The organism is Roseixanthobacter psychrophilus, from assembly GCF_043195195.1.
In the GTDB taxonomy this organism is placed as follows: Bacteria; Pseudomonadota; Alphaproteobacteria; order Rhizobiales; family Xanthobacteraceae; genus NCEH01.
On record NZ_JBAFWT010000001.1, the window covers coordinates 309,603 to 334,589 of the forward strand.

Annotated in this window: 27 protein-coding genes; 11 read left to right on the forward strand and 16 right to left on the reverse strand. The window is 67.7% G+C overall.

Annotation, left to right across the window (positions count from 1 at the left end):
- Positions 1 to 63: 63 nt before the first annotated feature.
- The 7 genes from V5F77_RS01395 to V5F77_RS01425 form a co-directional block, all read right to left on the reverse strand.
- Positions 64 to 1,455 (reverse strand): MATE family efflux transporter, encoded by a 1,392-nt coding sequence (locus V5F77_RS01395; protein ID WP_429003514.1) that lies wholly within the window; start codon positions 1,453 to 1,455, stop codon positions 64 to 66.
- Positions 1,456 to 1,492: 37 nt separating this feature from the next.
- Positions 1,493 to 1,768, reverse strand: a complete 276-nt coding sequence (locus V5F77_RS01400) for a DUF6460 domain-containing protein (RefSeq protein ID WP_429003515.1) — start codon at positions 1,766 to 1,768, stop codon at positions 1,493 to 1,495.
- Positions 1,769 to 1,855: 87 nt separating this feature from the next.
- Positions 1,856 to 2,491, reverse strand: a complete 636-nt coding sequence (locus V5F77_RS01405) for a peroxiredoxin (RefSeq protein WP_429003516.1) — start codon at positions 2,489 to 2,491, stop codon at positions 1,856 to 1,858.
- Between the two features lie 86 nt (positions 2,492 to 2,577).
- Positions 2,578 to 3,264 (reverse strand): sulfotransferase family 2 domain-containing protein, encoded by a 687-nt coding sequence (locus V5F77_RS01410; RefSeq protein ID WP_429003517.1) that lies wholly within the window; start codon positions 3,262 to 3,264, stop codon positions 2,578 to 2,580.
- Between the two features lie 72 nt (positions 3,265 to 3,336).
- Complete coding sequence (locus tag V5F77_RS01415; RefSeq protein WP_429003518.1) at positions 3,337 to 5,001, reverse strand: lysine--tRNA ligase; 1,665 nt, start codon at positions 4,999 to 5,001, stop codon at positions 3,337 to 3,339.
- A gap of 140 nt (positions 5,002 to 5,141) precedes the next feature.
- Complete coding sequence (locus V5F77_RS01420; protein ID WP_429003519.1) at positions 5,142 to 5,750, reverse strand: hypothetical protein; 609 nt, start codon at positions 5,748 to 5,750, stop codon at positions 5,142 to 5,144.
- Between the two features lie 160 nt (positions 5,751 to 5,910).
- On the reverse strand, positions 5,911 to 6,804 hold the full coding sequence (locus V5F77_RS01425) for a transporter substrate-binding domain-containing protein (protein WP_429003520.1): 894 nt from the start codon (positions 6,802 to 6,804) through the stop codon (positions 5,911 to 5,913).
- Positions 6,805 to 7,076: 272 nt separating this feature from the next.
- On the opposite strand from V5F77_RS01425, the gene V5F77_RS01430 reads away from it, so the two are divergent.
- Positions 7,077 to 8,927 carry a glycosyltransferase gene (locus V5F77_RS01430; RefSeq protein WP_429003521.1) on the forward strand — a complete coding sequence of 617 codons (1,851 nt, stop codon included), beginning with the start codon at positions 7,077 to 7,079 and terminating at the stop codon, positions 8,925 to 8,927.
- Here the strand turns inward: V5F77_RS01430 and V5F77_RS01435 are convergent.
- Entirely contained in the window at positions 8,878 to 9,474 is a 597-nt protein-coding gene (locus V5F77_RS01435; protein ID WP_429003522.1) for an SCO family protein, read from the reverse strand. The two genes, V5F77_RS01430 and V5F77_RS01435, sit on opposite strands and share 50 nt — an antisense overlap.
- 188 nt (positions 9,475 to 9,662) lie before the next feature.
- Positions 9,663 to 9,833: a hypothetical protein gene (locus V5F77_RS01440; RefSeq protein WP_429003523.1), complete on the reverse strand. Its 171-nt coding sequence runs from the start codon at positions 9,831 to 9,833 to the stop codon at positions 9,663 to 9,665.
- 335 nt (positions 9,834 to 10,168) lie between these two features.
- On the opposite strand from V5F77_RS01440, the gene V5F77_RS01445 reads away from it, so the two are divergent.
- Positions 10,169 to 10,474, forward strand: a complete 306-nt coding sequence (locus V5F77_RS01445; protein ID WP_429003524.1) for a hypothetical protein — start codon at positions 10,169 to 10,171, stop codon at positions 10,472 to 10,474.
- A 10-nt stretch (positions 10,475 to 10,484) separates the two neighbouring features.
- Complete coding sequence (locus V5F77_RS01450) at positions 10,485 to 11,423, forward strand: AEC family transporter (protein WP_429003525.1); 939 nt, start codon at positions 10,485 to 10,487, stop codon at positions 11,421 to 11,423.
- Here the strand turns inward: V5F77_RS01450 and gluQRS are convergent.
- Positions 11,402 to 12,295 (reverse strand): tRNA glutamyl-Q(34) synthetase GluQRS, encoded by an 894-nt coding sequence (gluQRS, locus tag V5F77_RS01455; protein WP_429003526.1) that lies wholly within the window; start codon positions 12,293 to 12,295, stop codon positions 11,402 to 11,404. The two genes, V5F77_RS01450 and gluQRS, sit on opposite strands and share 22 nt — an antisense overlap.
- Before the next feature lie 173 nt (positions 12,296 to 12,468).
- Between gluQRS and V5F77_RS01460 the strand changes: the two genes are divergently transcribed.
- The 3 genes from V5F77_RS01460 (at position 12,469) to V5F77_RS01470 (ending at position 14,498) form a co-directional block, all read left to right on the forward strand.
- On the forward strand, positions 12,469 to 13,161 hold the full coding sequence (locus tag V5F77_RS01460; protein WP_429003527.1) for a DNA-3-methyladenine glycosylase family protein: 693 nt from the start codon (positions 12,469 to 12,471) through the stop codon (positions 13,159 to 13,161).
- A gap of 14 nt (positions 13,162 to 13,175) precedes the next feature.
- On the forward strand, positions 13,176 to 13,829 hold the full coding sequence (locus tag V5F77_RS01465; protein WP_429003528.1) for an alpha/beta hydrolase: 654 nt from the start codon (positions 13,176 to 13,178) through the stop codon (positions 13,827 to 13,829).
- A gap of 111 nt (positions 13,830 to 13,940) precedes the next feature.
- On the forward strand, positions 13,941 to 14,498 hold the full coding sequence (locus V5F77_RS01470) for an HNH endonuclease (protein WP_429003529.1): 558 nt from the start codon (positions 13,941 to 13,943) through the stop codon (positions 14,496 to 14,498).
- Here V5F77_RS01470 and V5F77_RS01475 read toward each other — a convergent pair.
- Positions 14,471 to 14,992 carry a disulfide bond formation protein B gene (locus V5F77_RS01475; RefSeq protein ID WP_429003530.1) on the reverse strand — a complete coding sequence of 174 codons (522 nt, stop codon included), beginning with the start codon at positions 14,990 to 14,992 and terminating at the stop codon, positions 14,471 to 14,473. The two genes, V5F77_RS01470 and V5F77_RS01475, sit on opposite strands and share 28 nt — an antisense overlap.
- 251 nt (positions 14,993 to 15,243) lie before the next feature.
- Here V5F77_RS01475 and irrA point away from each other — a divergent pair, with 251 nt between their 5' ends.
- Entirely contained in the window at positions 15,244 to 15,786 is a 543-nt protein-coding gene (irrA, locus tag V5F77_RS01480; RefSeq protein ID WP_429003531.1) for an iron response transcriptional regulator IrrA, read from the forward strand.
- A 227-nt stretch (positions 15,787 to 16,013) separates the two neighbouring features.
- Here the strand turns inward: irrA and V5F77_RS01485 are convergent, their stop codons facing one another.
- Entirely contained in the window at positions 16,014 to 16,550 is a 537-nt protein-coding gene (locus V5F77_RS01485; RefSeq protein ID WP_429003532.1) for an SH3 domain-containing protein, read from the reverse strand.
- 155 nt (positions 16,551 to 16,705) lie between these two features.
- Here V5F77_RS01485 and V5F77_RS01490 point away from each other — a divergent pair, with 155 nt between their 5' ends.
- Positions 16,706 to 17,707: a 2-hydroxyacid dehydrogenase gene (locus V5F77_RS01490; protein WP_429003533.1), complete on the forward strand. Its 1,002-nt coding sequence runs from the start codon at positions 16,706 to 16,708 to the stop codon at positions 17,705 to 17,707.
- 69 nt (positions 17,708 to 17,776) lie between these two features.
- On the opposite strand, the gene hemC is transcribed toward V5F77_RS01490, so the two are convergent.
- Positions 17,777 to 18,730 (reverse strand): hydroxymethylbilane synthase, encoded by a 954-nt coding sequence (hemC, locus tag V5F77_RS01495; protein ID WP_429003534.1) that lies wholly within the window; start codon positions 18,728 to 18,730, stop codon positions 17,777 to 17,779.
- A gap of 124 nt (positions 18,731 to 18,854) precedes the next feature.
- Here hemC and tsaD point away from each other — a divergent pair, with 124 nt between their 5' ends.
- Entirely contained in the window at positions 18,855 to 19,916 is a 1,062-nt protein-coding gene (gene tsaD / locus V5F77_RS01500; protein ID WP_429003682.1) for a tRNA (adenosine(37)-N6)-threonylcarbamoyltransferase complex transferase subunit TsaD, read from the forward strand.
- Between the two features lie 3 nt (positions 19,917 to 19,919).
- Positions 19,920 to 20,951 (forward strand): NAD(P)H-dependent glycerol-3-phosphate dehydrogenase, encoded by a 1,032-nt coding sequence (locus V5F77_RS01505; protein ID WP_429003535.1) that lies wholly within the window; start codon positions 19,920 to 19,922, stop codon positions 20,949 to 20,951.
- Here V5F77_RS01505 and V5F77_RS01510 read toward each other — a convergent pair.
- Complete coding sequence (locus V5F77_RS01510; protein WP_429003536.1) at positions 20,948 to 21,310, reverse strand: DUF952 domain-containing protein; 363 nt, start codon at positions 21,308 to 21,310, stop codon at positions 20,948 to 20,950. The two genes, V5F77_RS01505 and V5F77_RS01510, sit on opposite strands and share 4 nt — an antisense overlap.
- A gap of 237 nt (positions 21,311 to 21,547) precedes the next feature.
- On the opposite strand from V5F77_RS01510, the gene V5F77_RS01515 reads away from it, so the two are divergent.
- Positions 21,548 to 22,225 (forward strand): S24 family peptidase, encoded by a 678-nt coding sequence (locus V5F77_RS01515; protein WP_429003537.1) that lies wholly within the window; start codon positions 21,548 to 21,550, stop codon positions 22,223 to 22,225.
- A gap of 72 nt (positions 22,226 to 22,297) precedes the next feature.
- On the opposite strand, the gene V5F77_RS01520 is transcribed toward V5F77_RS01515, so the two are convergent.
- Entirely contained in the window at positions 22,298 to 23,941 is a 1,644-nt protein-coding gene (locus V5F77_RS01520; RefSeq protein ID WP_429003538.1) for a cisplatin damage response ATP-dependent DNA ligase, read from the reverse strand.
- The gene (locus tag V5F77_RS01525; protein WP_429003539.1) at positions 23,938 to 24,975 is read right to left on the reverse strand and encodes a ligase-associated DNA damage response exonuclease; all 1,038 of its coding nucleotides are present in this window, start codon (positions 24,973 to 24,975) and stop codon (positions 23,938 to 23,940) included. The genes V5F77_RS01520 and V5F77_RS01525 overlap by 4 nt, the downstream gene beginning before the upstream one ends.
- Between the last annotated feature and the right edge of the window lie 12 nt (positions 24,976 to 24,987).

Sequence of the window (24,987 nt, forward strand, 5' to 3'; positions counted from 1 at the left end):
GTCCGGCGGCCTTGGTCTTTGGCCAGGGCCGGACGGGCGCGACCGACGGCCGATGGGTCACGCTCATCGGCCGTTGGCGGTTCTCGGGAAGGTGCGGTTCATCAGCGCCGGCAGCCGCAATGCCTGCAGGGCGCCGCGCGCCCCGAGGAACACCAGGAAGGCGAGCCACAGGCCTTCGTTTCCAAGCGGCCGCAGCACCGCGAAGGACCCGAGATAGAGGGCGAGCGAGAGCAGCATGAGGTTGCGCATGTCGCGCGACCATAGGGCGCCGATGTAGATTCCGTCGAACGCGTAGGCGGCTGCCCCCACGACCGGCAGCACGGCCGCGAAGATCAGGAAGTCCCGTGCCGCCGTGCGGACCGCGTCGCTGGTGGTCATGAGATCGACGATCGCCGGCCCGGCCGCCAGATAGAGCGCGCAGGCGCACAGGGCGAAGCCGAAGCCCCACAGCAGGACCAGCCGCATCGCCCGGCCGAACGCCGCCCGGTTGCGCGCGCCGACCGCCTGGCCGCAGATCTGCTCGGCTGCGGTCGCGAACCCGTCGAGAAAATAGGCGGCGAGCAGAATCATGTTGTTGAGCAAGGCGTTCGCGGCCAGCACCACATCCCCCGCCCGTGCCCCCTGGGCGGCGAAAAAGCTGAACCCCACCAGCAAAGCGGCGGTGCGGATCATGATGTCGCGGTTGAGCACGAAGGTCGCCATGAGCCGGGAGCGATCGAACAGCACCGCCCGCGGCACCGCGAGGCGGAATTTGAGCAGGCGCGCGCACACCAGCACGCCGACGCCCGCGCCGAGCGCTTCCGCCAGCAGCGTTCCCGCCGCCGAGCCGGCGACCCCCCAGCCGAGCCCCAGCACCAGGGCGACGGTCGCGGCCATGTTCACGAGGCTGATCCCCACCTGGATCGCCAGCGCATGGCCGGTGCGGCCGATGCCGGTGAGCCAGCCCACCACCGCATAATTGGCGAGGCTGAACGGCGCGGCCCAGATGCGGATGTGGAAATAGGCGCCGACCGCCGCGTCCACCGCCGGGCTTGCCCCCGCCAGAGCCCGCGCGCCGAGGCCGATGGGCCATTGCAGCACCACCAAAGCGAGCCCGCAGGCGAGCGCCAGCAGCAGCGCCCGGGCCGCCACCGCGCGGGTCTCCTGCGCATCGCCCTGCCCCAGCGCCTGGGCGGCGAGGCCGACCGTGCCCATGCGCAAGAACCCGAAGCCCCAGAACAGAAAATCGAAGATCACCGCGCCGAGCGCCACCCCGCCCATCAGCGCGGGATCGCCGAGGCGGCCGACCACCGCCGTATCCACCACACCCAGCAGCGGCGTGGTGAGATGGGCCACCGTCATGGGCAAGGCGATGGCGAGCACACGGCGATGCGACACCTCGACCGAGCGCGGCGCGGCGGGTTCGGGCGCGGCGGGGGGCTCGGGCAGGTGCTGCGCCGGGGGGCTGGACGTCATGAGCGGCTCTGCGTCTGTCGCCGGAGGGCCACGCCGTTCAGCGCCCGCCACGCGCCAGCCGCAGGATCAGCCACAGGGGAAAAACGATGAGGGCGCCCAGCAGGAAATAGCGCCACAGCCGCTCCACCGCGTCGAACCCGAAGGTGAACAGGTTTTCGACCAGGGCCCGAAGGCTGGAGAACAGGTTGCGCGGGTCGAGCCCGAGGGCGGCGAGAATCACGCCGACCACCACCGAAAGCACGATCAGCCGCACCAGCACCAAGGCGGGAGAGCCGCCGAAAAAGCGGGTGAGCTGGTTGTTTCCCTCGGTCATGGCGCCCTCCCGGATCGGTCAGGCGCCCATTTAGCACGCCCGCTCCATGGGCGCGAACCGCTTCCCGCCGCGCCTCTTCCTGCCCTCTCAGGTACCCGGCTGGCGGACCACGCGCAGATAGGGCTTCACGGTCTTCCACCCCTCCGGGAATTTCTCCTTCGCCGCCGCATCGGAAACCGAGGGCACGATGATGACGTCTTCGCCCTGCTTCCAATCCGCCGGCGTGGCGACGGAATGCTGGGAGGTGAGCTGAAGCGAATCCACCACCCGCAGGATTTCCTGGAAGTTGCGGCCAGTGCTGGCGGGATAGGTCAGGGACAGCTTCAGCTTCTTGTCCGGCCCGATGATGAAGACCGCCCGCACGGTGGCGGTGTCGCTGGCATTGGGATGGATCAGGTCATAGAGGCCGGACACGGTCTTATCGCTGTCGGCGATCAGCGGGAAATTGAGCTGCGCGCCGGTGGCGTCGGCGATGTCGCCAACCCATTGGGGATGGTTCTCCAGCGTGTCCACGGACAGGCCGATGACCTTCACGTTGCGCTTGTCGAACTCGCCCTTCAGATGCGCCACCTGGCCCAGCTCGGTGGTGCAGACGGGGGTGAAATTCTTGGGGTGAGAAAAGAGGATGCCCCAGGAATCCCCGAGCCATTCATGGAAGCTGACCGGACCTTCGGTGGTCTGGGCGGTGAAGTCGGGAACCACGTCCCCTAAACGCAGCGACATTTGGATCTCCTTAAATACAGATAAAACAGGTTATTAAATTTATTGTACGCCGATCTAAGGCAAGAGGTGAAGAACTCCCCACCGGCTCAGCCTGCGGCGCGTTCACGCAGCGCCTCGTAGAAGGCGATGTCGTCGCTCAGCAGGGCGCGCAAGCGCTCAGTCTGTGCCGGGTCGCAGTGAACCTCTTCGAGGGCGCCCGCATATTCCGGCGTCGTGTTCATGTTTTCACGACCCAGATCCAAGGTCATGCCGAGCGCGCTTTCGAGGCGGGCGAAGTCCTCGGTCGCCGTCTCGCAAAATCCAATAAAATCGAAAGAGGCCATGTCCACATCGCGGAAATAAAGGCGCGTGTAAAAATAGCGAATGATCGGCAAATGCGCGAAAGCCTCCAAAGAGAGATTCCGTTCGTTCACGTAATCACGCACCGGGTGAGATCCATGCTCCCAGCGTCGCTGCCAGAAATAATAATGAGATACGAGGCGCGTCAGGGGATGACGCAGGAACGTCGCACGCACCTTGGCGGGCAAGGTGCGGTATTTATTGGGGTGGAAATGGCCATGGATGGCTCGATACGGGAAGGTCGACCAATCGGCCGCCTGCCAGCGGGCGAAGAAGCCCTCGGGGTCGATATTCATGGCAGAGGTGGGATTTCCGACGCCGTCAGCATAATCCCAAAACACCGCCGTGCCGCCGTAGGCACGCTCGAGGGCCAAACGTAGGGACGTGCCTGCGCATTTCGGCACATGAACGGAAACCAATTCGACGCCCGTCATGCCTCTTTCCTATCGCAGCTTCCCTATCGCGGCGGGGCCGCAGTATGAAAGGCTCCGCCCGTCCAAGTAACGCTATACCGCTGCCGTCATCTCGCCGGCCAGCGCCTTTGCGATCAGCGCGCGGGTTTCGCCGATGCCGTAGATCTCAACGAACGAGCCGAAGCGCGGGCCGCGCTCCAGACCGAGCAGCACCTGATAGAGCGTGTTGAACCATTGCACAGACACGCCCGGCCGTTCCGGCGTCGCGCCCTTGGCCTTGAGGTCCTGATAGCGCGGAATGGGGCGCGCCACGTCATAGAGGGCGGTCTGGATCTCGTCGGCGGTCGCCTCGGCCGGCAAGGCGGCCAGCGCCGTGTCCAGCGCCTCCAGCGCTTCGCGCTCCACCGCGTCGGGGGCGCGATACACCTTGTTCGGCTTCACGAAGCTATGGAAATACTTCACCGCATAGCCCACCAGCTCGGCGAGCTTGGGATGGCTCTGCGCCGACACGCCCGCCACATGGCGGTTCAGGAACCCCCACAATACGCTCTCATCCTCGGTGTTGGAGGCCGAGGCGAGGTTGAGCAACATGGTGAAGGACACCGGCATGTCCAAGGCCGGCGGATTGCCGGAATGGATGTGCCACACCGGATTGCCCAGCCGGTTCTTCCAGTCCTGGGACGCATAGCGGGCGAGGAAGCCGAAATACTCGTCCACCGCCTTCGGAATCACGTCGAAATGCAGCTTCTTGGCCGAGCGCGGCGACTGGAACATGTAGAGGGCGAGGCTTTCCGGGCTGGCGTAGGTCAGCCAGTCATCGATGGTGAGGCCGTTGCCTTTGGACTTGGAGATCTTCTGGCCGTTCTCATCCAGGAACAGCTCATAGACATAATGCTCGGGCGCGGTGCCGCCGAGGATTTCGCAGATCTTGTCATAGACCGGCGCGTTGGTCTGATGGTCCTTGCCGAACATCTCGAAATCGACGCCGAGCGCGGCCCAGCGGGCGCCGAAATCCGGCTTCCACTGCAGCTTCACATGGCCGCCGGTCACGGGGACGGTCTTCTCCACCCCATCGTCGTCGGTAAAGGTGATGGTGCCCGCCTTGGCGTCCACCGCCGTGAGCGGAACGTAGAGCACCCGCCCGCTGGTGGGGGAGATGGGCAGGAACGGGCTGTAGGTGGCCTGGCGCTCCTCGCCCAGGGTCGGCAGCATCACCGCCATGATGGCTTCGTACTTTTCCGCCGCGCGCAGCAGTACGGCATCGAGCTTGCCGGACTTGTAATAGTCGGTCGCGCTGGCGAATTCGTAATCGAAGCCGAAGGTGTCGAGGAAACGCCGCAGCATGGCGTTGTTGTGGTCGCCGAAGCTTGGATAATCCCCGCCGAACGGATTGGGCACGGAGGTGAGCGGCATCTGGAGAAAAGGCTCCAGCGCGGCGCGGTCCGGCACGTTTTCCGGGATCTTGCGCATGCCGTCCATGTCGTCGGAGAAGCACAGCAGGCGGGTTTTGATCTTGTCCTCGGTCAGCACGCGGAAGGCATGGCGCACCATGGTGGTGCGCGCCACCTCGCCGAAGGTGCCGATATGCGGCAGGCCCGAGGGGCCGTAGCCGGTCTCGAACAGCACTTCGTCCTTGGGCTTGCGCTTCAGTCGCGCGACGATCTTGCGCGCCTCCTCGAACGGCCAAGCGGTCGCGCTCTCGGCGAAGGCATGCAGCTCGGTGGCGAGGGCATCGCTCGGGGCGGGCGCCAAGGTCATGCGGTGTCTCCGGTGGGCGCATGGTTCGGGAAGGCGCGGACACTAGTGCGCGATGCCGCCGGAGGGAAGCGCCGATGTTCGCGCATCGGCGGCCCTTATGGTCCAGACTTCCCTCAGAAGCGCCCGTCAGAGATCCAGGCTCAAAGCGCCGGAATGAAATCCCCGCGCACCACCAGCAGCCGGCGCACGTGCCGCTCGCCCTCGGCGGGCGTGTTGGTGAAGGCCAGCACCCTCACGCCCGGCTTCAGTTCGGCGGCGCTCGCGCCGGGCTCGAAGCGAACCAGCGAGGTTTCCGGCGTCACCAGGACCTTTTTCTCGCCGGCTCCGTATTTGAGGGTGAGCGTCTCGCCATCCTTGGCGGTCACCTCCTGCGCGATCGCGGCATTGGTCATGGTGCTGCCGGGCCGGTCCCAGGGCCGCGAGCCCTCGCCCACGCCGCGTTGCTCGGGCGGGAAGACATGGATCGAGACCGCATGATCCGTGCCGTCGCGGGACGGCACCGAGACCACGCCCACATAGGCGTCAGGCTTGATGTCGGCGAGGGTGATCTTGTTGACGCCGGTCATAACGGTTTTGTCGGTGAGGGAGACCTTGGTCGCCCCGTCGTGCGTGTCCAGCGTGAGGTCTTGCCCTTCCACGGCGAGGATCGTTCCGCGCACCACCGACAGCGGCGGCTGCTGGGCGAAGGCGGGACCTGCGAGAAGAACGAGGGTAAGGGTGAGGGCGGGCGCGAGGCCGAGGCGAAACATGAAGGTCTCCATGACCCATAAAACAGCCCTGCTCATTTGAGGCCCGTTTTGCCCCGGAGGCCAGACACGCTCGCGTCATCATGGCGCCGCACGCAACGTCACCCACCCAGGGCGTCGCCCGGGCTCCCGACCGGAGCGAGGGGCCGAACGCGTTTGGCCTTCAATAGATCCCGACCGGAAACCACCGCAGATACAGATCGGTATAAGTGCCCTTCTCCCACAAGCGCTGGAGCGCATAGTCGATGGCGCGGCGCACCTGATCGTTGCCGGATTTCACTGCCACTGCCAATCCGTCGCCGAAATAGCGGCTTTCGGTGAAGGGGCCGCCGGTGAAGGCGCAGCATCCCTGCGAGGAGGAGCCGTTCAGCCACAGGGCAAGGCCGATCGCATCGCCGAACAACAGGTCCACCTTTCCGGTCCGCAACGCCTCGCGCGCCTGCTGCGCATCCGGATAGGGACGGATCGCGGCTTCGTTGAAGAAGGCGCGCAGATAGGCTTCGTGCGCCGTGCCGGCAACCACGGCGATGCTTTTGTCGGCGACCTGCTCCGGCGTCGCGGCGCTGAGGCCCTGTCCCTTGCGGGAGACGAACCGGGCCGGCGTGCCGAGGTAGCGTTCGGTGAAGTCGGCGCGCTGGCGGCTGGCGGCATTGGCGGCCAGCCCGGCAATCACCGCGTCGGCCTTGTTCTGCTCAAGGCTGTCGAGCAGCGTCTCGAACGGTACCGCCTGGATGGTGCAGGGAATCGCGAGCTCGGCGCAGATGGCGCGCGCGAGATCGATGTGGAACCCCATCAGCACCCCGTCGGACGAGAGAAAATTGAACGGGGGATAATCGTTTGTGGTGAGGAAGCGGATACTGCCCGGCAAGCGTGTGGCGTCGGGGCGTTCCACACGCCGCTGCGGATTCCAGAAGCTGGGCACGAGCGCCGAGGCGCGCACGCCGGGCGGAGCGTTTTGAGCCTGCGCCGGTCCTGGGCCCCATAGGAGCGCTGCAAAAAGCAACAGCACGCCCAAAATATCGCAGGTTGCAGAGGCTGGCCCTTGCTTCTGTTTCATCGTACCGTTCTGCCAGTCGCAGGGGGCTGCGGGGGGTCAATTTGGGCGAGGGAGCGCGAAGTCGCAAGGCCCACACGCGTGCGGCTCATTTCCATGACGCCCGCGCACATGAGGCTCACGCACAGCAGGGATTTGCGCCGGGACGGCCGCCGGCGCAAGGGGGCGGCGGAAACCGTGGAGGGCCGTCGGCGTCGAGCCACGAAACTGCGCGGGAGAATTCCGCGCCGGAAACTTCCGCGCCGGTTCCACGCCTGCCGGCCGAGCTTGCGGCCTTGCGCGGATATGTCTGCGACGACATCCTCGCGCTTGCACTGGCGCGGGCGCGGCATCTCGGGGTCGGCGGCGACGAAGTGCTGATCGCCGCCGGGCTGATCGAACCGGACGCCGCCAGCGCCGCCCTGGCGGATCACCTGGGCTTTGCTCCCGCATCCCTCGACGCGCGAGTCCCGCTCGATCCGGGGCATGCGCCGGATGTCCTGCGCACCGGCATGCTGGCGGAGGAAAATCCCGCCTTCGGCGCCAGCTTCATCCTGTCCCCGCGCGGACACGGCGCGCGCCGGCTCGCCCGCGCGGCGGCGAAGGACCCGAGCCTCGCCGATCGCGTGACCATCGTCGCGCCGGAGCGTCTGCGCGGCTTTATCGCCCGCCGTTGCGGGCGCGCGCTGACCCGCAGCGCCGCATTCGACCTGCGGCGCTGCCTGCCGGAATTTTCGGCCGGGCTGATATCGCCGCCGCACATGGTGGCCGGCCCGCTGCTGCTGCTGGCCGCGCTGATCGCCACCGGCCTTTTCGCCGCGCCACAGCCGACCGTGCTGATCCTGCAGGCGGTGCTGTCCGTGATGTTCCTCGGCGCGATGGCCCTGCGCCTCGCCGGCTGCTTCGTCACGCCCGGCCACGACCTCGCCTGCCGGCTCGGCGACCGCCATCTGCCGCTCTATACGGTGATGGTGCCGCTGTATCGCGAGGCCGCGATCCTGCCCCGGCTGATCGCCGCCTTGAACGCCCTCGACTATCCCCGCGAGAAGCTGGACATCAAGCTGGTGGTCGAGGAGGACGACGAGGAGACGCGCGCGGCCCTGCAACGGCTGGACCTGCCGGCGCGCTTCGAGATCATCGCGGTGCCCGCCATCGGTCCGCGCACCAAGCCCAAGGCGCTGAACGCCGCGCTGCCGTTTGCCCGTGGCCAGTTCCTGGTGGTCTATGACGCCGAGGACATTCCCGAACCGGGCCAGTTGCGCGCCGCCCTCGCGGCGTTCCAGAGCGGCGGCCCGCGCCTCGGGTGCGTGCAGGCGCGCCTCGCCATCGACAATGGCGGCGATAGCTGGATCAGCCGCCATTTCGCGCTGGAATATGCCGCGCAATTCGATGTCGTCCTGCCCGCCGCCGCCGCATTGGGCCTGCCCGTGCCGCTCGGCGGCACCTCCAACCATTTCCGCCGCAGCGTGCTGGAGGCGGTCGGAAACTGGGACCCCTACAATGTGACGGAGGATGCCGATCTCGGCCTGCGGCTGGCGCGCAAGGGCTGGCGCACCGAGGTGATCGCCTCCACCACCCATGAGGAGGCCCCCGTGCACGTGCGCGCCTGGCTGCGCCAGCGCACGAGGTGGATGAAGGGCTGGGCCCAGACCCTGCTGGTGCACGGCCGCAATCCCCGCCGTCTGGTGCGTGAACTCGGCCCCGGCCCGGCGCTCGGTGCGGCGCTGCTGGTGGCGTTCCCGTTCGTGGCGGCCCTGCTGCACCCCCTGTGCCTCGCGCTCCTGTGCTCGGACATCGCGCGCGGCGCCATGGGCGGGACCACCGGGAGCGTCCTGGAACTCGGGATCTCCTCGCTCACCTATACCAACCTTTTCGTCGGCTACGGCGGAGCGGTGCTGCTGCAGCTCTACGGCGCGGGACGGCGCGGCCTGCTGCCGAGCACCTGGGTGCTCCTGCTCCTGCCGTTCTATTGGCTGCTGCTTTCGCTCGCGACCATGCTGGCGCTGGTCGAACTGATCCGTGCCCCGCACCAATGGAACAAGACCGAGCACGGAATTGCCTCGCCCCGGCGGCCGCGGGACGCGACCGCGGCGCCGGTCAGAGGTAGCGCCGCAGATCCGCGGCGGCCTCGGCCGGCGGCCGCTTGATGTTGAACGGCGCCAGGAACGTGCCGGTCTTATCCATGAGATAGATCACCGCGGTGTGATCCATGGTGTAGTCGCCGCCTTCCAGCGGCACTTTCTTGGAATAGACCCGATAGGCGCGCTTCACCGCGTCCACCTGTTCCGGCGTGCCGGTCAGGCCCTTCAGCTCGGGGGAGAAGCTGGACAGGTAGGATTTCATCACGTCCGGCGTGTCCCGCTCCGGGTCCACGGTGACGAAGAAGGCCTGCAGCTTGCCGGCATCCGGGCCGAGCGCGCCGAAGATCTCGGACATCTCGAACAAGGCGGTGGGGCACACGTCCGGGCAATGGGTAAAGCCGAAGAAGATCAGCGAGGGCCTGCCCTTCAGCGCATCTTGCGTCACCGGCGCGCCGGTCTGGTCCACCAGTTGGAACGGACCGCCGATGGTGGCAAGCGATGCGACGGGAGATTGCGGCCGGCCGGGCAAGAGAGCGGTGGCGACCGCGACCAGGATCGCGGCGCCCGCCACGAAGCTGGCGAACAGGACGAAGATCTTGGTCCGGGGTGACATGGATACCTCGTTTCAGGTCCCGACCGCGCGACCAGGAAATAGCGGGCGGGTGGAACGCAATGCCCGGCATCCGGGCGCGCTGGCGAGCGGGGCGCCAGGATTGTGCTGATTAAGTGCGGCGGCCGGAACCGTCCATCCGACCGATGGGCGCAGGGGCCGGATGCCGCTCAGGCCCCGCCGCGCATGGCTCAGAAGCATGTGGCGAAGCCGCCCGCGAGCATGTCCAGGAACGTGGCGGGACCATGGACGAACCACAGCAGGCCCGCCCCGGCGAACAGCACCGCGATGCCGAGGCCGATCGCCGCCAGGACCAGCCGCGCGTGACCCTGGACGTGCGCCGCTGCCGGCGTCCCGTCCATGCGCGCTCCCCCAGCCCTTTCGGCATATCCGGTCATGCTGTGCTACCGCCTCGCGTGCGGGCATGGCGACCCGAACACCCAATCCTATCGCGCGGAAGGCTGGCCGCCAAGTTACGCCGTGTCAAAGCTCCGTGTGCATGGCAGCCGCCCTCGGCATGCGTTTGCGTGCCGTTGACGCTTCGCGCCGCCCCGCCTAATTTGACGCCATGTCTTTTTCGGAGAACAGGAACCGGCTTGCCGGTGCGGCGATGCTGCGAATTCTCCGCCCGGTCGATCTCGTCGGCCGGGCACGATAGCGCACATCCTGTTTCTTTCCTTCTTCGGACCTGACTTCCATGACCTTTCCCAGCTGCGCGCCGTCCGGCGACGCCTGTTATCGCCTCGTGCTCGAGGCCGAACCTGAGTCCAACGTGCTCCTGCGTCTCCTCGAACCCTTCGTGATCCATGATGTGTTGCCCCATCATCTGGATGTGGCGCGCCAGGAGGATTGCCTCAGCGTGGAACTGCTGTTCAGCGCCTCCGAAGCCCTGGCCGAGCGCCTCGCGGCGCGAATGCGGGCGATGGTGAGCGTGCGCGACGTGCTGTGCGAACCCGTCATCCCCCTCGCGCGCCGCCGCGCCGCCCGCGTCGTCGCGGCCTGACGGGCGGGCCATGGGGAGCATCATCGCCGATATCGCCATCGTCATCCTGCCGGTGTTCGGCATCGTGGCCATGGGGTTCGTCGCGGCGCGCACGCGCCTGATCTCCGACAAGGCCTCGGATGGCTTGGCCGAATATGTCTTCGGCCTCGCGGTGCCGATCCTGATCTTCAAGACCCTGAGCGAATCCAAGATGCCGGACGCTCAGCCCTGGGGCTATTGGATCGCTTATTTCACCGGCGCCTTCGTCGTGTTCGGCATCGCCATGGCGGTGGCGCGCTATGTGTTCCACCGCAGCCATACCGAAGCGGTGATCCACGGCTTTTCAGCGGGTCAGGCGAACACCGTGTTCCTCGGCGTGCCGCTGATCCTGAAAGCCTACGGCGAGGAAGGCGCGGTGCCGCTGTTCCTGCTGATCGCCATCCATCTGCCCATCATGCTGGTGGCGGCGACCGTGCTGGTGGAGGGCGGCTCGGGCCTGTCGTGGGCGACCGGCAAGCGCCTCGTGCGCACGCTCGCCTTCAATCCGATCCTGATCGGCATCTATGCCGGCGGCCTCGGCCGCCTATTCGGCATTCAGACCAGCGGCGTCATCAAGCAGATTCTCGATCTCATGGCCGCCTCCGCCTCGCCGTGCGCCTTGGTCTCGCTCGGCCTCGCGCTGAACCGCTACGGCGTTTCCGGCGACATCGGGCCGAGCAGCTTCATCTCCTTCATGAAGCTGATGGTGCATCCGTTGCTGGTCTATCTCCTCACCCTGGTGCTGCCCATGCCGCCGGTGTGGGCGGGCGTGGCGGTGCTGTTCGCGGCCATGCCGTGCGGCATCAATGCCTATCTGCTGGCACAGCGCTACGGGGTCGGGGTGCGCACCAGTTCGAGCGCGGTTTCGCTCTCCACCGTGCTCGGCCTGTTCACCATCGCCTTGTGGCTCTACATCCTCGGCGTCGGCTGAGGCGGGAGGCCAAGCTGCCGGCGGATCTCATCCGGCCCCGCGCCGGCCTGCCGCAGCGCTGCAAGGCTTGCGGCGCCCTCGCTTTTCGAAAGCTTGCGCCCGTCGGCCCCCAGCACCAGGCGGTGATGGTGATAGACCGGCGCGGGAAGGCCGAGAAGCTGCTGCAACACGCGGTGCACGGCGGTCGCCGCGAACAGATCCCGGCCCCGGATCACATGGCTGATCTCCTGGATCGCATCGTCCATCACCACGGCGAGATGATAGCTCGCCGGAACATCCTTGCGCGCGATCACCACATCGCCCCAGGCGGCCGGCTCCGCCGGCTGGATCGCGCGCGGGCCGAGCGGCGTTCCCTGCGCCTCCCGCCAGTCAAGCGGCACGCCGATGCGCGCGAGGGCGGCCGCCATGTCCAGCCGCAGCAAGAACGGCGCGCCGGCCGCGCGCAACCGCGCCCGCTCGCGATCCGGCAAGGCGCTGCGGGCGAACGGAGAGAGCGGCGCGCCGTCGGGATCGCGCGGCCAGGGACCCTCACGATCCTTCAGCGCCACCGCCCGGGCGATCTCCGCCCGGCTCTCGAACGCGGGATAGAGCAGGCCCGCGCGTTCCAGCCGGGCCAGCGCCTCGGCATAAAGCGCGAAATGCTCGGATTGGCGGCGGGGCGGCGCTGCGGGAAGAATGCCGAGCCAATCCAGATCCTCGCGGATCGCCTGTTCGAAAGCGGGGCGGGATCGGGTGGCGTCGATGTCTTCGATGCGCAACAGGAACGTGCCGCCCGCCGCTGCCGCCGCATCATGATTGATGAACGCGGAGAGGGCGTGGCCGAGATGAAGGGCGCCATTGGGGCTCGGGGCGAAACGGCAGGTGAAGCGCATGTCCCAGCATCTAGAACGCGGCGCGCCCGCTGGGAACCGGTTTGCCGCTCCGCGCTCCCGGCCTGCTCTGGCAAAAGCCGGTGTCAGATGATTTCATCCCCTGCCGACGGCCAGACCCGGATCGCCCAAGGAAGCCTCGCCCTAGCAAGCCTTGCTCTAGAAAGCCTCGCGCCATGACCGGACCAAACCACATCCCCGCACGCCGCGTCGCGCCCGATGCCGAGCCCCGCCTCGACACCCAGGCGGATTTCGACCGCGCGCTCGATCGGCTGCTGGAACTGGACCCGCGCCTTGTGGCGCTGGTGGCGTTTTCCGGCCGTCCGACGCTGCGGCGCCGCACGCCGGGCTTCGCCGGCCTGGTCGCCATCGTCGTGGCGCAACAGCTTTCGGTTGCCGCCGCACGGTCCATCTCCGCCCGCCTGGACACCCTGTTCGGCGGGCCGGCCACGCCGGAGAAGATGCTTCTGGCAACGCCTGAGGATTTGCGCGCCGCCGGGCTCTCGGCGCCGAAGATCCGCACCCTTACGGGAATCGCCCGCGATCTTATTGCCGGCGCGGTGGATCTCGGCGCGCTCGCCGATATGGAGGCGGATGCCGCCGCAGCCTATCTCACCAAACTCCCCGGCATCGGGCTCTGGACCGCCGACATCTATCTCCTGTTCTGCCTCGGGCGGGGCGATGCCTTTGCCCATGGCGATCTTGCCCTGCAGGTCGCGGCAGGGGAGGCATTCGACCTGCCTGGCCGCGCCTCGGCGCTGGGGCTGTGGGCGATCGCGGAGGATTGGCGACCGTATCGCGGCGTGGCGGCGCAACTGCTCTGGGCCTATTATGGCGCAAAGCGCGCCCGCGCCGCTCTTCCCACCTGAGGCTTGCCCCCGTCATGTCAGTCCTGGACAGCCCCCGCCTGCCGCCGCGCTCGGGCGGTGCGCCTGATTCGCTGGTCATTCTGCTGCACGGCTACGGCGCCGACGGGCGGGACCTGATCGATCTCGGCGGCGCCTGGGCGGATCTGCTGCCCACCACCGCCTTCGTCTCGCCCCACGCCCCGGAGCCGTGCGAGGGCGCGCCCATGGGGCGGCAATGGTTTGCGCTCGGCGACATGGACCCGCACGACATGGTGCGCGGCGTGGCGCACGCGGCGCCGGGCCTTGCCCGGTTCATCCAGGGCGAATTGCAGAACGCCCGCCTGCCGGCGAGCCGGCTAGCGCTGGTGGGCTTCAGCCAGGGCTGCATGATGGCTTTGGCGGTGGCGCTGGGCATGGCGCAGCCGCCGGCGGCTGTGGTCGGCTATTCCGGCCTCTATGTGCCCGGCCCCACGCCCGTTGAAGGAACCGGCGCGCCGCCGATCCTGCTGGTGCACGGCACCGACGATCAGCTCATTCCCGCGCAGGCGCTGTTCCAGTCGGCTTATGCCCTGGCCGGCGCCGACATTCCCGTGGAATGGCATCTCAGCCAAGGCCTTGCCCACGGCATCGATGATGCAGGGCTCGCCCATGGCGGCCTGTTCCTGGCGCAGCGGCTCGCGGCCGCATGAGGGAAACCGCGCCCCAGGCTTCACAAGAATGACACGGAGAATATAGAGTATCGCGGCGCACCGGACAGGCTTGGTTTGATTCGGTGTCCTGGAGGGCGAGGAGTTCGATCCTTGACCGCTGCGTTACCATCTGGGGCTTGGCCGGCACTGGTGCTCAATGCGGACTATCGTCCGCTGAGCTACTATCCCCTGTCTGTGTGGTGCTGGCAGGACGCCATCAAGGCGGTGTTCCTCGACCGTGTGAACATCGTCGAATATTACGACAAGGCTGTCCGAAGCCCGGGCATAGAGATTCGCTTGCCCAGCGTTCTGTCGTTGCGGACCTTCGTAAAGCCCGCCCGGCATCCTGCCTTCACCCGATTCAACGTCTTCCTGCGCGACCGCTTCACCTGCCAATATTGCGGCTCGCGCGAGGATCTCACCTTCGATCATCTCATTCCGCGCTCACGCGGCGGACAGACGACGTGGGACAATGTGGTGGCGGCCTGCTCGCCGTGTAATCTGCGCAAGGGCAGCGACATGCCGGCGCATTCGGGCATGTGGCCCAATCAGGTGCCTTACCAGCCCACCGTGCACGACCTGCACCAGAACGGTCGCCACTTCCCGCCGAATTATCTGCACCAGAGCTGGCTCGACTATCTCTATTGGGATACCGAACTGGAACCCTGATTTTCAGCAACGCCCCGGCCCCGCAGGCCGAGCAGCGCCACGCCGGCGAGGCCGAGCGCGATCAGCGCGTTCCAGCCGGCCATGGAAATGCCCATCAACCGCCAAGCCGCTTCATCGCAGCGCGGCACGTGGGAGGTCTTGAGGGCGGACAAAATGTCGCTGACCACGACTGGCGTGCCGGTGCAGGTCGTCGGCCCCTGCCAGAAGCGCCACTCCACCCCGGCGTGGAAGATCGCGATCCCCGCATCCACCAGCATCAGCAGCGCCAGGATCGCCAGACCCGCCCGCGCAATTCCGGCCCAACCCCGGTGCGCGGCATAGGCGCACACGAGCCCGATCGGCACCGCCGCATAATAGGGCAGGCGCTGGTCGAGGCACAGCGGACAGGGCGCAAGCCCAACGACCAGTTGAAAATACCAGGCCGCGGCGAGGGCCGCTGCAGATCCGGCGGCAACTGCAAGGCAGGCCGTCATGGGCGCGCGCAGATCGATCAAGCTTCGTCATCCCCATGCTGCGCCGACTGTGGGAGTCCGGCGCGCCGCACCCATGCATCTCCTCGCCCCGAGACCGCAAGTCACAAGCAAGGCATTGGTGCCGTTGACTTACATTAGTCCAGCTACAATCTATAATAGTGGCAATTCGCGTCCTGATCGGCTATTGAGAATGATCAGCGCCGTACCGGAGCTTTCTACCGCCGCCGTCCAGCCCTGTATGTCTAGAAAAGTGCAGAACGCCGATGTCCGACATGTCCCGTTTCAGACTCAGCCTCACAAGTCCCGCTGCCGCCACGCGCGTTGCGGCGGACGAAGGTGACGCTGTACTGCCGGTGGCGCAGCTTCGGGATGTTTCATCCACGCGTCGTACCGGGTGTCCGTTCCATGACGTGCGCGAAATGCTGCGCGAAGTGGGCCTGCGGCCGACGCGCCAGCGCCTGGCCCTCGGCTGGCTGCTATTCGCCAAGGGCGACCGGCACGTGACGGCCGAAATGCTGCACGAAGAGGCGATCCGCGCCCGCTTCCCGGTTTCGCTCGCCACCGTCTACAACACCCTGCACCAGTTCACCGAGGTGGACCTGCTGCGCGAAGTGGCGGTGGACGGATCCAAAACCTATTTCGACACCAATTCGTCGGACCATTACCACTTCTATGTGGAAGGCCATAACGAGCTGGTGGACATTCCCGAAGCCCATGTGGGCGTCGACCGCCTGCCGGAGCCCCCTGAAGGCTTCGAGGTGGCCCGGGTGGACGTGGTCGTTCGTCTGCGCCGCAAGGCCGTCGGCAAGGCCTAGAGGTCTCTGGGCCCGGGTCTCGGGCCTGGGTCTCCTCGCCCGAGCCTGTTCGCCGCGATCACCTTGTACAGGTGTCCTGAAAAAAGCCTGTCCTGAAAAAAGCCCCTGCCCTGCGGGGGCTTTTTCTTTGGTGATGCCCTCCGCGCAGGGGCCTAAGCGCAGGGGGCCTCAGCGTAGGGGCCTCAGCGTAGAGGCCGAGGTGTGGAGGCCGGGTGCGGCCTCCTGCCTCAATCCACCTTTTCGTTGGGATAGACCCCCCACAGATTGCCCTGCTCGATGAAGCCGTCGAAGCCCGGCCCGGTGATGCGGCACCATTTGCCATCGCAGGACTTCACGCTCGCCAGGACCCGCGGCTCCAATTGGGCGGTGGCGCGCGCGCTCGGATCGCCACGGTCACGCAGCACCGCCGTGCCGGTCTTCAGCCATGGCGCGACGAGGGCGGTCCGCCGGCCCGAGAGCATCGAGTGATACACCCAGCCCTCCGAGCCATCCACGTCGCGGATGCGGCGCCAGGTCTCGAACTCCGCGGTGATCTCCACCGGCAGGCCGGCGCGCGAGAAGATCCACGAGACGTCCTGGTCCTTATTGGGCCCGGTGCGCACGTTTACCTTGTCGGCCTTCAGCGAAACGAAGCGGGGGACCGGTAGCCCGGTGCCGCTATCGTCGGCCGCGCTGGCGGGTCCCGAAAGGGAAAGGAGTGACGCCACCATCAGCAGAAGAGCCATCGCGAATGCCGGAAGGGCCTGACCTTTGCTCGCCTGCATGATTTGCTGATCCTCTCCGCTCCGTGAGATCGCGTGCCTGAAGTGCGCCTGCACCCGGGCATCGTCAAGGGTCGCTGCGCGCATACCCTTTGTGTTTCCCCGTCTGTCTGCTAGACGGGACGAGAAGGGTTAAGAAACCGGGAACGGGGAAGATTATGGCGCGTCGTAAACCCCTCGTCGTCGTCACGCGGAAGCTGCCCGACACGGTCGAGACGCGGATGCGTGAACTGTTCGACGCGCGTCTGAACGTCGACGACGTGCCCATGGATCACGCCGCGTTGGTGGAAGCCGTGCGCACCGCCGACGTGCTGGTGCCGACCGTGACCGACGAGATTGATTCGTCAGTCCTGTCGCAGGCCGGCGAGAACCTGCGGCTCATCGCCAGCTTCTCCAACGGCGTCGATCACATTGACGTGGCGAGCGCCTTGGCGCGCGGAATCACCGTCACCAACACGCCGGGGGTCCTCACCGAGGATACCGCCGACATGACAATGGCGCTGATCCTCGCCGTGCCGCGCCGGCTCGCCGAAGGCGCGCAGGTCATCACCTCCGATCCGGAGGAATGGAACGGCTGGGCGCCCACATGGATGCTCGGCCGGCGCATCTGGGGCAAGCGCCTCGGCATCGTCGGCATGGGGCGCATCGGCCAGGCGGTGGCGCGCCGCGCCAAGGCGTTCGGCCTGCAGATCCACTATCACAATCGCCGCCACCTGCCCGCCGCGACCGAAGAGGCGCTGGAAGCGACCTATTGGGAAAGCCTGGACCAGATGCTGGCCCGCATGGACATCGTCTCCATCAATTGCCCGCACACGCCGGCCACCTATCATCTGCTCTCCGCCCGCCGCCTCAAGCTGCTGAAGCGGGACGCCTATGTGGTGAACACGGCGCGCGGCGAGGTGATCGACGAGAACGCCCTGACCCGCATGCTGGAAGCCGGCGAGCTCGCGGGCGCCGGTCTCGACGTGTTTGAGCACGAGCCGGCGGTGAACCCGAAGCTGGTGAAGCTCGCCCGCCAGGGCAAGGTGGTGCTGCTGCCCCACATGGGCTCGGCCACTTTGGAAGGCCGCATCGACATGGGCGAGAAGGTCATCGTCAATATCAAGACCTTCATGGACGGGCACCGCCCGCCCGACCGCGTCCTGCCCTCGATGCTGTGAGCGGGCGCCGAGCGTTCGGCCTTGCCGTTCAGACTCTTCTTTAAGCCGGCTAATCTGCTTAAAAGCCGGCTAAAGTCTGAGGGCGCGCGCGGGTGCGCTCGTCCGCAACCCTGCTCCCATGTCCGCGCCGAGACGCGCCGCGTCGGCAATCGGAGCGACCGCCTCCGCTTCGGCGCTGTCGCGCCCGTCGGGAGCGAGCACCAATCCGCGCAGCCGCACCTGCTCGCCCTCCAGGGTTGCGAGCGCCGCGATGGGCGTGCGGCACGAGCCGTCTAGGGCCGCGAGGAAGGCCCGCTCGGCCGCGAGCGCGATGCCGGTGGCGCGGCAGGCGATGGCGGCGATGGCGCCATTGGTGGGGGCGTCCGCGATTCGGCATTCGATCGCCACCGCGCCCTGCCCCACGGCCGGGAGAAAATCCTGTGTCTCCAGAATGGCGCTGGCCTCGTGGGCGAGGCCGAGGCGTGTCAGGCCGGCAAGGGCCAGCAACGTGCCGTCGAACGTGCCGGAGCGCACCTTGGAGAGACGGGTCTGCACATTGCCGCGCAACAGGCGGACGTCGAGGTCCGGCCGTTTCCGGCGCAATTGCGCCTCGCGCCGCAGCGATGCGGTGCCGATGATTGCCCCCGGCTTCAGATCGGAAAGGCCCGCCCCTTCGCGCAAGATCAGCGCGTCGCGCACGTCGGCGCGCGGGAGATAGCCCGCGAGATGCAGCCCCTCAGGCAGATAGGTCGCCACATCCTTCGCAGAATGAACCGCAAGATCGATCCGCCCATCCAGCAGCGCGTCCTCGATCTCCTTGGTGAACAGGCCCTTGCCGCCGGCTTCCGAGAGGGCGCGATCCTGAATCGCGTCGCCGGAGGTGCGGATGACTTCAATGACGATGGTTTCCGCCGGGCGCGCGAGAGCCGTGGCGAGGGCGTCGCGCACCGCGTGGGCCTGCCACAGCGCCAGGGGGCTGCCGCGCGTGCCGATGATGAGGCGGGGCGAATGTTCGGCGGAGATGGAGTCGGCGGAAAAGGACATGGGGGAGGGGTTCGTCTCTTGTGTCATTGGCGCGTACAATGATAGCCGGAATCGCAATGGCATAGAGCGGCGTGGCGGCGCAGGCCGCAGCGCTCCCGGCGGCGGCGCCGGTCTGGAGGAAAAAGTGGCGGATCTGCTGGTGCTCGGCATCGAGACCACGTGCGACGAGACCTCGGCCGCCGTGGTGGCGCGCTCGCCTTCCGGGGCCGGCCATGTGCTCTCCAATGTCATCCGCACCCAGGTGGAGGAGCATTCCCCCTATGGCGGCGTGGTGCCGGAGATTGCGGCGCGCGCCCATGTGGAGGTGCTCGACGTCGTCATCGCCGAGGCCATGCGCGCGGCCGGGCTGAATTTCTCGAACCTCGCCGCCGTGGCCGCCGCCGCCGGGCCGGGGCTGATCGGCGGGGTCATCGTCGGCCTCACAACGGCGAAGGCCATCGCCTTGTCCACGCGGCGCCCGCTGGTGGCGGTGAATCATCTCGAAGCCCACGCGCTCACCGCCCGCCTCACCGACGGCGTCGCCTTTCCCTATCTGCTGCTGCTGGTCTCCGGCGGCCATACCCAATTGCTGGCGGTCGAGGATGTGGGCCGCTATCGCCGGCTCGGCACCACGTTGGACGATGCCGTGGGCGAAGCCTTCGACAAAATCGCGAAGATGCTGAGCCTGCCCTATCCCGGCGGCCCTCAGGTGGAGCAGATGGCGCTGCTCGGCGATGCCCATCGCTTTGCCTTTCCCCGTCCCATGCTCGGGCGGCGCGAGCCGAACTTCTCCCTGTCGGGCCTCAAGACAGCCGTGCGGCTGGAGGCGGACCGCCTCGCGCCGCTCTCGGACCAGGACGTTTATGACCTGTGCGCCTCGTTCCAGGCGGCGGTGGTGGACCTGATCGCCGACCGGGTGCGGGCCGGGGCACGCGCGTTCCGCGATCTCGTCGGGTGCGGGCCGACCGCTTTGGTGGTGGCGGGCGGGGTCGGCGCCAATGGCGCGATTCGCGAGGCACTGCAGCGCACGGCGGTCGATCTCGGCACGCGCATGGCGGTGCCGCCGCCGGAATTGTGCACCGACAACGGCGCCATGATCGCCTGGGCGGGGGCCGAGCGGCTGTCGCGCGGGCTCACCGATCCCTTGACCATCAGCCCGCGCGCGCGCTGGCCGCTCGATCCTGCCTCCACCGGCGCCAAGGCTTGAGGCATGGCGCTGCCCGAATCCGATTTCGCCCACATCGGCGTGGTGGGCGCCGGTGCCTGGGGCACGGCGCTGGCGAATGTCGCGGCCCGCGCCGGCCGGACGGTGACGCTCTATACGCGCGATGCCGCACAGGCGGCGGACATGGAGGCGCGGCGCGAGAACCTGCGCGGCCTGCCGGGCATTGCGCTGGAATCGGGGGTCCGCGCGACCGCTCGGCTGGACGATCTGATCTTGTGCGAGGCGCTGCTGCTGGTGGTTCCAGCACAGGCGATGCGCGCCGTGCTGGCCGATCTCGCACCGCGCGTCGCGCCGGGCACGCCGCTCGTCTCCTGCGCCAAGGGGATCGAGCGCGGCACCCGCGCCTTCATGAGCGAGGTGATCGCCGCGGCCCTGCCGCAGGGCCGTCCCGCAGTGCTCTCCGGCCCGAGCTTTGCCCATGACGTGGCGGCCGGTCTGCCCACCGCCGTCACACTCGCCGCCGCCGATGCCGATCTCGCCCAGCGCTTGGCGGACGCGCTCGGCGGACCGACCTTCCGTCTCTACCATTCCACCGATGTGCGCGGCGTCGAGATTGGCGGGGCGGCGAAGAATGTGCTCGCCATCGCCGCCGGCATCGTCGCGGGGCGGCGGCTCGGCGCCAGCGCCGGCGCCGCCTTGACCGCGCGCGGCTTTGCCGAGCTGGTGCGCTTCGGCCGGGCGTTCGGCGCACAGGCGCAGACCCTGACCGGCCTTGCCGGGCTCGGCGACCTGATCCTCACCGCCTCCGGCCCGCAATCGCGCAATTTCGCGCTCGGCCTGGCCCTGGGCGAGGGGCGCCCCGCCGAGGGCAAGCTGGCGGAGGGCGCCTATACCGCCAGCGTTCTGGTGGAAATGGCGCGGGCGCAGACGATCGACATGCCCATCTGCACGGCCGTGGATGCGGTTTTGGCGGGCCGGCTCACCATTGCCGAGGCAATCGATGCGCTCATGGCCCGCCCGCAGCGCTCCGAGACCGGCGGGGAAGACACCGGCAGCCGAGGCGTGGACTTGAATTAAGCCTCTATCATTTCAGGGGGAAATACGTGAACCCCGTCCCCGCCGAGGGGCAGCGGCCTGACCCAGGCGACGGCGGAAAGGGCAAGCGGGGCATAAAGGTGGGGAAACAGGGCGCCGCCGCGCGACACCTCCCACTTCAGGGCGTCACCCAGCGCCTGTGCCTCGACCGCGATCAGCAGCAGATTCTCCTGTCCTGCGAAGTGCTTGGCGGCGGTTTCGCGGGCCTGTGCGGCGGTGGAAAAATGGATGTAGCCGTCGGCATGGTCCACCGGCGCGCCATCGAACCGGCCGGCGGTTTCCGCAGCTTTCCACAAAGGGAAAGAACAGATCTTGAAGATGAAACGGTCGCGTTGGATCATGCTGCCATGTAGCGCGAGGCGAGGGGTCGCGCCACCCGATATCTGCCTTCCCACCGAGAAGAACCGGACTTAATTCCTGGACTTCTGCGCTTTTCGCACCTATTTTCCTATTGTTCCACGTGTTTTTCGGTGATGTTCAGTTTCGGAACCGTTCGCCACTGCGGCCGCGTCCCGGTGCGGAGGGAGATACCTCCTTTTGCCTGAGGATACCGGCCGGTTTGCGTCGACAGGATGCGCATGCTCACTCATGGTCAAGTCTGGGGCGCGCTCGATCGCCTCGCCGCACAGCATGGGCTTTCCGCTTCGGCGCTCGCCAAGCGGGCGGGCCTCGATTCGACCGCGTTCAACCGCTCGAAGCGAATCACGCCGGACGGGCGACCGCGCTGGCCTTCAACCGAGAGCCTGGCCAAGGTGCTGGCCGCCACCGGCGCCAGCATCGACGATTTCACCGCTCTGCTGGACGGCAATGGCGACCCGGCTAACCACCGTCCGGCTTTCGTCGAGGACCTGCCCTTGCCCGAGCGGCCGGTCCGCACCATCCCGCGCATCGGCTTTGCCCAGGCGGGCAAGGGCGGCTTCTTCGACGATGCCGGCTTTCCGGTCGGCGCCGGCTGGGACGAACTGCTGTTCCCCGAGGTCGGCGACGAGCATGCCTATGCCCTGGAGATCGCCGGCGATTCCATGCAGCCGCTGTATCGCGAGGGGGACGTGGTGATCGTCTCCCCCGCCGCCAAGCCGCGCCGAGGCGACCGGGTGGTGGTGAAGACCCGCGACGGCGAGGTGCTGGCCAAGGAATTGGTGCGCATGACGCCGCGCACGGTGGATCTGCGCTCGCTCAATCCCGAATATGAGGACCGCCAGATCCCGGCCACCGAGGTGCTCTGGGTCGCCCGCATCATCTGGGCGACGCAATAATACCAACGGTCCCGACCTTCGACCGGTGCCGAGCGGGCAATGCTCAGGCGCCGCGCGGGCTTGGGCATAAGCTCACCCCTCCGCCCCCAAAAGCTTCTCCAGCGTCTCCAGCCGGTCGGCCTCGCGCGGCGGCTTGTCCCAGCGCAGGCGGGCGACGCGGGGAAAGCGCATGGCCACCCCGGAGCGATGGCGGGTGGAGCGGGCGAGGCCCTCGAACGCGATCTCCAGCACCAGCCCCGCGTCCGGCTCGTGCACCACCTCACGCACCGGGCCGAACCGGTTGACGGTGGCCTCCCGCACGAATTTGTCGATCGCCAGCAATTCCTCGTCGGTGAAGCCGAAATAGGCCTTGCCCACAGGCACCAAAGTTTCCACCCCTTCGGCCACGGTCCACACGCCGAAGGTGTAGTCGGAATAATAAGACGAGCGCTTGCCATGCCCGCGCTGGGCATACATCAGCACCGCATCCACCGTGTGGGGATCGCGCTTCCATTTCCACCAGGGGCCCTTGGGCCGGCCGGGCAGGTAAAGGCTGTCGGCGCGCTTCAGCATCACCCCTTCCACCGCCTCGGCATCCACCCCGGCTCCGGCGCAGGCGGGATCGGCGCGGGCGGCGGCGAGCGCCTCCCAGTTCGCGAACGGGATCACGGGCGAGAGGTCGAGACGCGGCGTGGCGGTGCGGGCGATCAGCGCCGCGAGGCGGGCGCGGCGCGCGGCGAAGGGCTGGTCGCGCAGGTCTTCCCCCGCCTCCACCAGCAAATCATAGGCCCGCATGTGGGCGGGAAATTCCCGCAGCATCTTGGCGGTCACGGTCTTCCGGTTCAGCCGCTGCTGGAGCACGTTGAAGGATTGCACCCGCCCGTCCCGCACCACCAGCAATTCCCCATCCATGGCGCCCTCGAAATCCAGCGCCTCGACAAGATCGGGAAAGGCGGGCGAGATGTCCTCGCCGGTGCGGGAATAAAGCCGCACGATCTTCTCGCCCTCGGGTGAAACGCCAGCGACCGCCTGGATGCGGATGCCGTCCCATTTCCATTCGGCGGTGAAATCGGCGGGGTCCAGATTGGAAAAGTCGGCGTCCTCGATGGCGTGGGACAACATCACCGGGCGGAACGGGGCGGGATCGAGATTTTCCGGCCGGGGCGCGCGGCCTTCCACCCAGGCGAACAGATCGAGATAGGGCGCGGCAAGGCCCGGCCAGACCAGCTCCACCTCGTCGGGCGCAAGGCCGCCGAGCGAGGCCACCGCGGTCTTGGCGAGGCGCGCCGAGGCGCCCACGCGAAGCGCGCCGGTGATCAGCTTCAGCAGCGCCCAGCGGCCGGTATCGTCGAGCCCGTCCAGCCAGTGCGCGAGCTGGCCGGGCAAGGCGCGCTTGGGCAAGGTTTCCAGGCCATGGACGATCTCCGACAAGAGCGGCGCGTGGTCCGGCGCGGCGGTACCTTCCGGCACAGGCCACATGAGCGCGACGGTCTCGGAGAGGTCGCCGACATAATCATAGGACATGGCGAACAAGGTCGGGTCCGCCCGTTCCAGGATCAGCGCCCGCACCAGGCCCGGCTTGGCATTGGTGAAGGAGAGCGCGCCGGTGAGCGCGGCGAGCGCGATGCCGCGCTCCGGGTCCGGCGTGGTGGCGAAATAATCTGCCATCAGGCGGATCTTGGCATTGCGCCCACCCTCATACGACAGGCGATCCAGCAAAGCGGCGAAGCGGTTCATGGCGCCGCCTCCGGGGGCGGCGGCGGGGCTGCCTCCTCCTCCTCGCCATAGCCCACCATGTGCAGCGGCTTGGCGCGCAATTGCCGGGTCATGGCCCAATGCACCAGCGCATCCTCGGCGCCATGGGTCACCCACACTTCCGCGCAGCCGGTGGCGGTGATGGCGCCGGTCAGCCCGTCCCAGTCCGCGTGGTCGGAAATCACCAGCGGCAGTTCGATGCCGCGCTGGCGGGCGCGGGCGCGCACCCGCATCCAGCCGGAGGCGAAGGCGGCCACCGGCTCGGGAAACTTGCGCGACCAGATGTCGGTGATGGAGGTGGGCGGCGCGATCACCACGGCCCCGGCGAATTCGGCTTTCGGCGCGGTCTTCACCGGGCGGAGGTCGCCGAGCGGGATGCCGCGTTGCTGGTAATAGGCGGAGATCTTCTCCAGCGCCCCATGGATATAGATCGGGGCGTCATGCCCGGCCGCGCGCAGCAGCGCCATGACGCGCTGCGCCTTGCCGAGCGAATAAGCACCCACGATGTGCGCCCGCTCGGGAAACACATGCAGCGAGTTCATCAGCTTCGCGGTCTCGGCGGCGGCGAGGGGATGGCGGAACACCGGCAGGCCGAAGGTCGCCTCCGAGATGAACACATGGCAGCGCACCGGCTCGAAAGTGACGCAGGTGGGGTCGTATGCGTCCTTGTAATCGCCCGAGGCGACAATGGTGCAGCCGCGCCAGGAGAGCGCGAATTGCGCCGAGCCCAGCACATGGCCCGCCGGATGGGCGGTGACGCGCACCCCGGCAATCTCCACGCTCTCCCCATAGGCGATGGCCTGGGTGCCGCCGGCGAAATTTTCCCCGTAGCGGATCGCCATCAGGTCCAGCGTCTCGCGGGTCGCCAGCACATGGCCGTGGCCGGCGCGGGCGTGGTCGCTATGGCCGTGGGTGATGAGCGCGCGCGGCACGGCGCGCGTCGGATCGATGAAGAAATCCCCCACCGGGCAATAAAGCCCGCCGGGGGCGGGATGCAGAAGATCTTCCGGACGCATGGTTGCAGGTTA

What these genes read in the sequence shown, in the direction of transcription:
- V5F77_RS01435 (WP_429003522.1), bottom strand. Translation starts at nt 9,474, where the DNA reads ATGTCACCCCGGACCAAGATCTTCGTCCTGTTCGCCAGCTTCGTGGCG.
- gluQRS (WP_429003526.1), bottom strand. Translation starts at nt 12,295, where the DNA reads ATGCGCTTCACCTGCCGTTTCGCCCCGAGCCCCAATGGCGCCCTTCAT.
- V5F77_RS01520 (WP_429003538.1), bottom strand. Translation starts at nt 23,941, where the DNA reads ATGAACCGCTTCGCCGCTTTGCTGGATCGCCTGTCGTATGAGGGTGGG.
- V5F77_RS01445 (WP_429003524.1), top strand. Translation starts at nt 10,169, where the DNA reads ATGACCTTTCCCAGCTGCGCGCCGTCCGGCGACGCCTGTTATCGCCTC.
- V5F77_RS01465 (WP_429003528.1), top strand. Translation starts at nt 13,176, where the DNA reads ATGTCAGTCCTGGACAGCCCCCGCCTGCCGCCGCGCTCGGGCGGTGCG.
- V5F77_RS01420 (WP_429003519.1), bottom strand. Translation starts at nt 5,750, where the DNA reads ATGTTTCGCCTCGGCCTCGCGCCCGCCCTCACCCTTACCCTCGTTCTT.
- V5F77_RS01400 (WP_429003515.1), bottom strand. Translation starts at nt 1,768, where the DNA reads ATGACCGAGGGAAACAACCAGCTCACCCGCTTTTTCGGCGGCTCTCCC.
- V5F77_RS01490 (WP_429003533.1), top strand. Translation starts at nt 16,706, where the DNA reads ATGGCGCGTCGTAAACCCCTCGTCGTCGTCACGCGGAAGCTGCCCGAC.
- V5F77_RS01460 (WP_429003527.1), top strand. Translation starts at nt 12,469, where the DNA reads ATGACCGGACCAAACCACATCCCCGCACGCCGCGTCGCGCCCGATGCC.
- V5F77_RS01410 (WP_429003517.1), bottom strand. Translation starts at nt 3,264, where the DNA reads ATGACGGGCGTCGAATTGGTTTCCGTTCATGTGCCGAAATGCGCAGGC.
- V5F77_RS01415 (WP_429003518.1), bottom strand. Translation starts at nt 5,001, where the DNA reads ATGACCTTGGCGCCCGCCCCGAGCGATGCCCTCGCCACCGAGCTGCAT.
- V5F77_RS01505 (WP_429003535.1), top strand. Translation starts at nt 19,920, where the DNA reads ATGGCGCTGCCCGAATCCGATTTCGCCCACATCGGCGTGGTGGGCGCC.
- hemC (WP_429003534.1), bottom strand. Translation starts at nt 18,730, where the DNA reads ATGTCCTTTTCCGCCGACTCCATCTCCGCCGAACATTCGCCCCGCCTC.
- V5F77_RS01405 (WP_429003516.1), bottom strand. Translation starts at nt 2,491, where the DNA reads ATGTCGCTGCGTTTAGGGGACGTGGTTCCCGACTTCACCGCCCAGACC.
- V5F77_RS01510 (WP_429003536.1), bottom strand. Translation starts at nt 21,310, where the DNA reads ATGATCCAACGCGACCGTTTCATCTTCAAGATCTGTTCTTTCCCTTTG.
- irrA (WP_429003531.1), top strand. Translation starts at nt 15,244, where the DNA reads ATGTCCCGTTTCAGACTCAGCCTCACAAGTCCCGCTGCCGCCACGCGC.
- V5F77_RS01440 (WP_429003523.1), bottom strand. Translation starts at nt 9,833, where the DNA reads ATGGACGGGACGCCGGCAGCGGCGCACGTCCAGGGTCACGCGCGGCTG.
- V5F77_RS01395 (WP_429003514.1), bottom strand. Translation starts at nt 1,455, where the DNA reads ATGACGTCCAGCCCCCCGGCGCAGCACCTGCCCGAGCCCCCCGCCGCG.
- V5F77_RS01450 (WP_429003525.1), top strand. Translation starts at nt 10,485, where the DNA reads ATGGGGAGCATCATCGCCGATATCGCCATCGTCATCCTGCCGGTGTTC.
- V5F77_RS01485 (WP_429003532.1), bottom strand. Translation starts at nt 16,550, where the DNA reads ATGCAGGCGAGCAAAGGTCAGGCCCTTCCGGCATTCGCGATGGCTCTT.
- V5F77_RS01515 (WP_429003537.1), top strand. Translation starts at nt 21,548, where the DNA reads ATGCTCACTCATGGTCAAGTCTGGGGCGCGCTCGATCGCCTCGCCGCA.
- V5F77_RS01425 (WP_429003520.1), bottom strand. Translation starts at nt 6,804, where the DNA reads ATGAAACAGAAGCAAGGGCCAGCCTCTGCAACCTGCGATATTTTGGGC.
- V5F77_RS01525 (WP_429003539.1), bottom strand. Translation starts at nt 24,975, where the DNA reads ATGCGTCCGGAAGATCTTCTGCATCCCGCCCCCGGCGGGCTTTATTGC.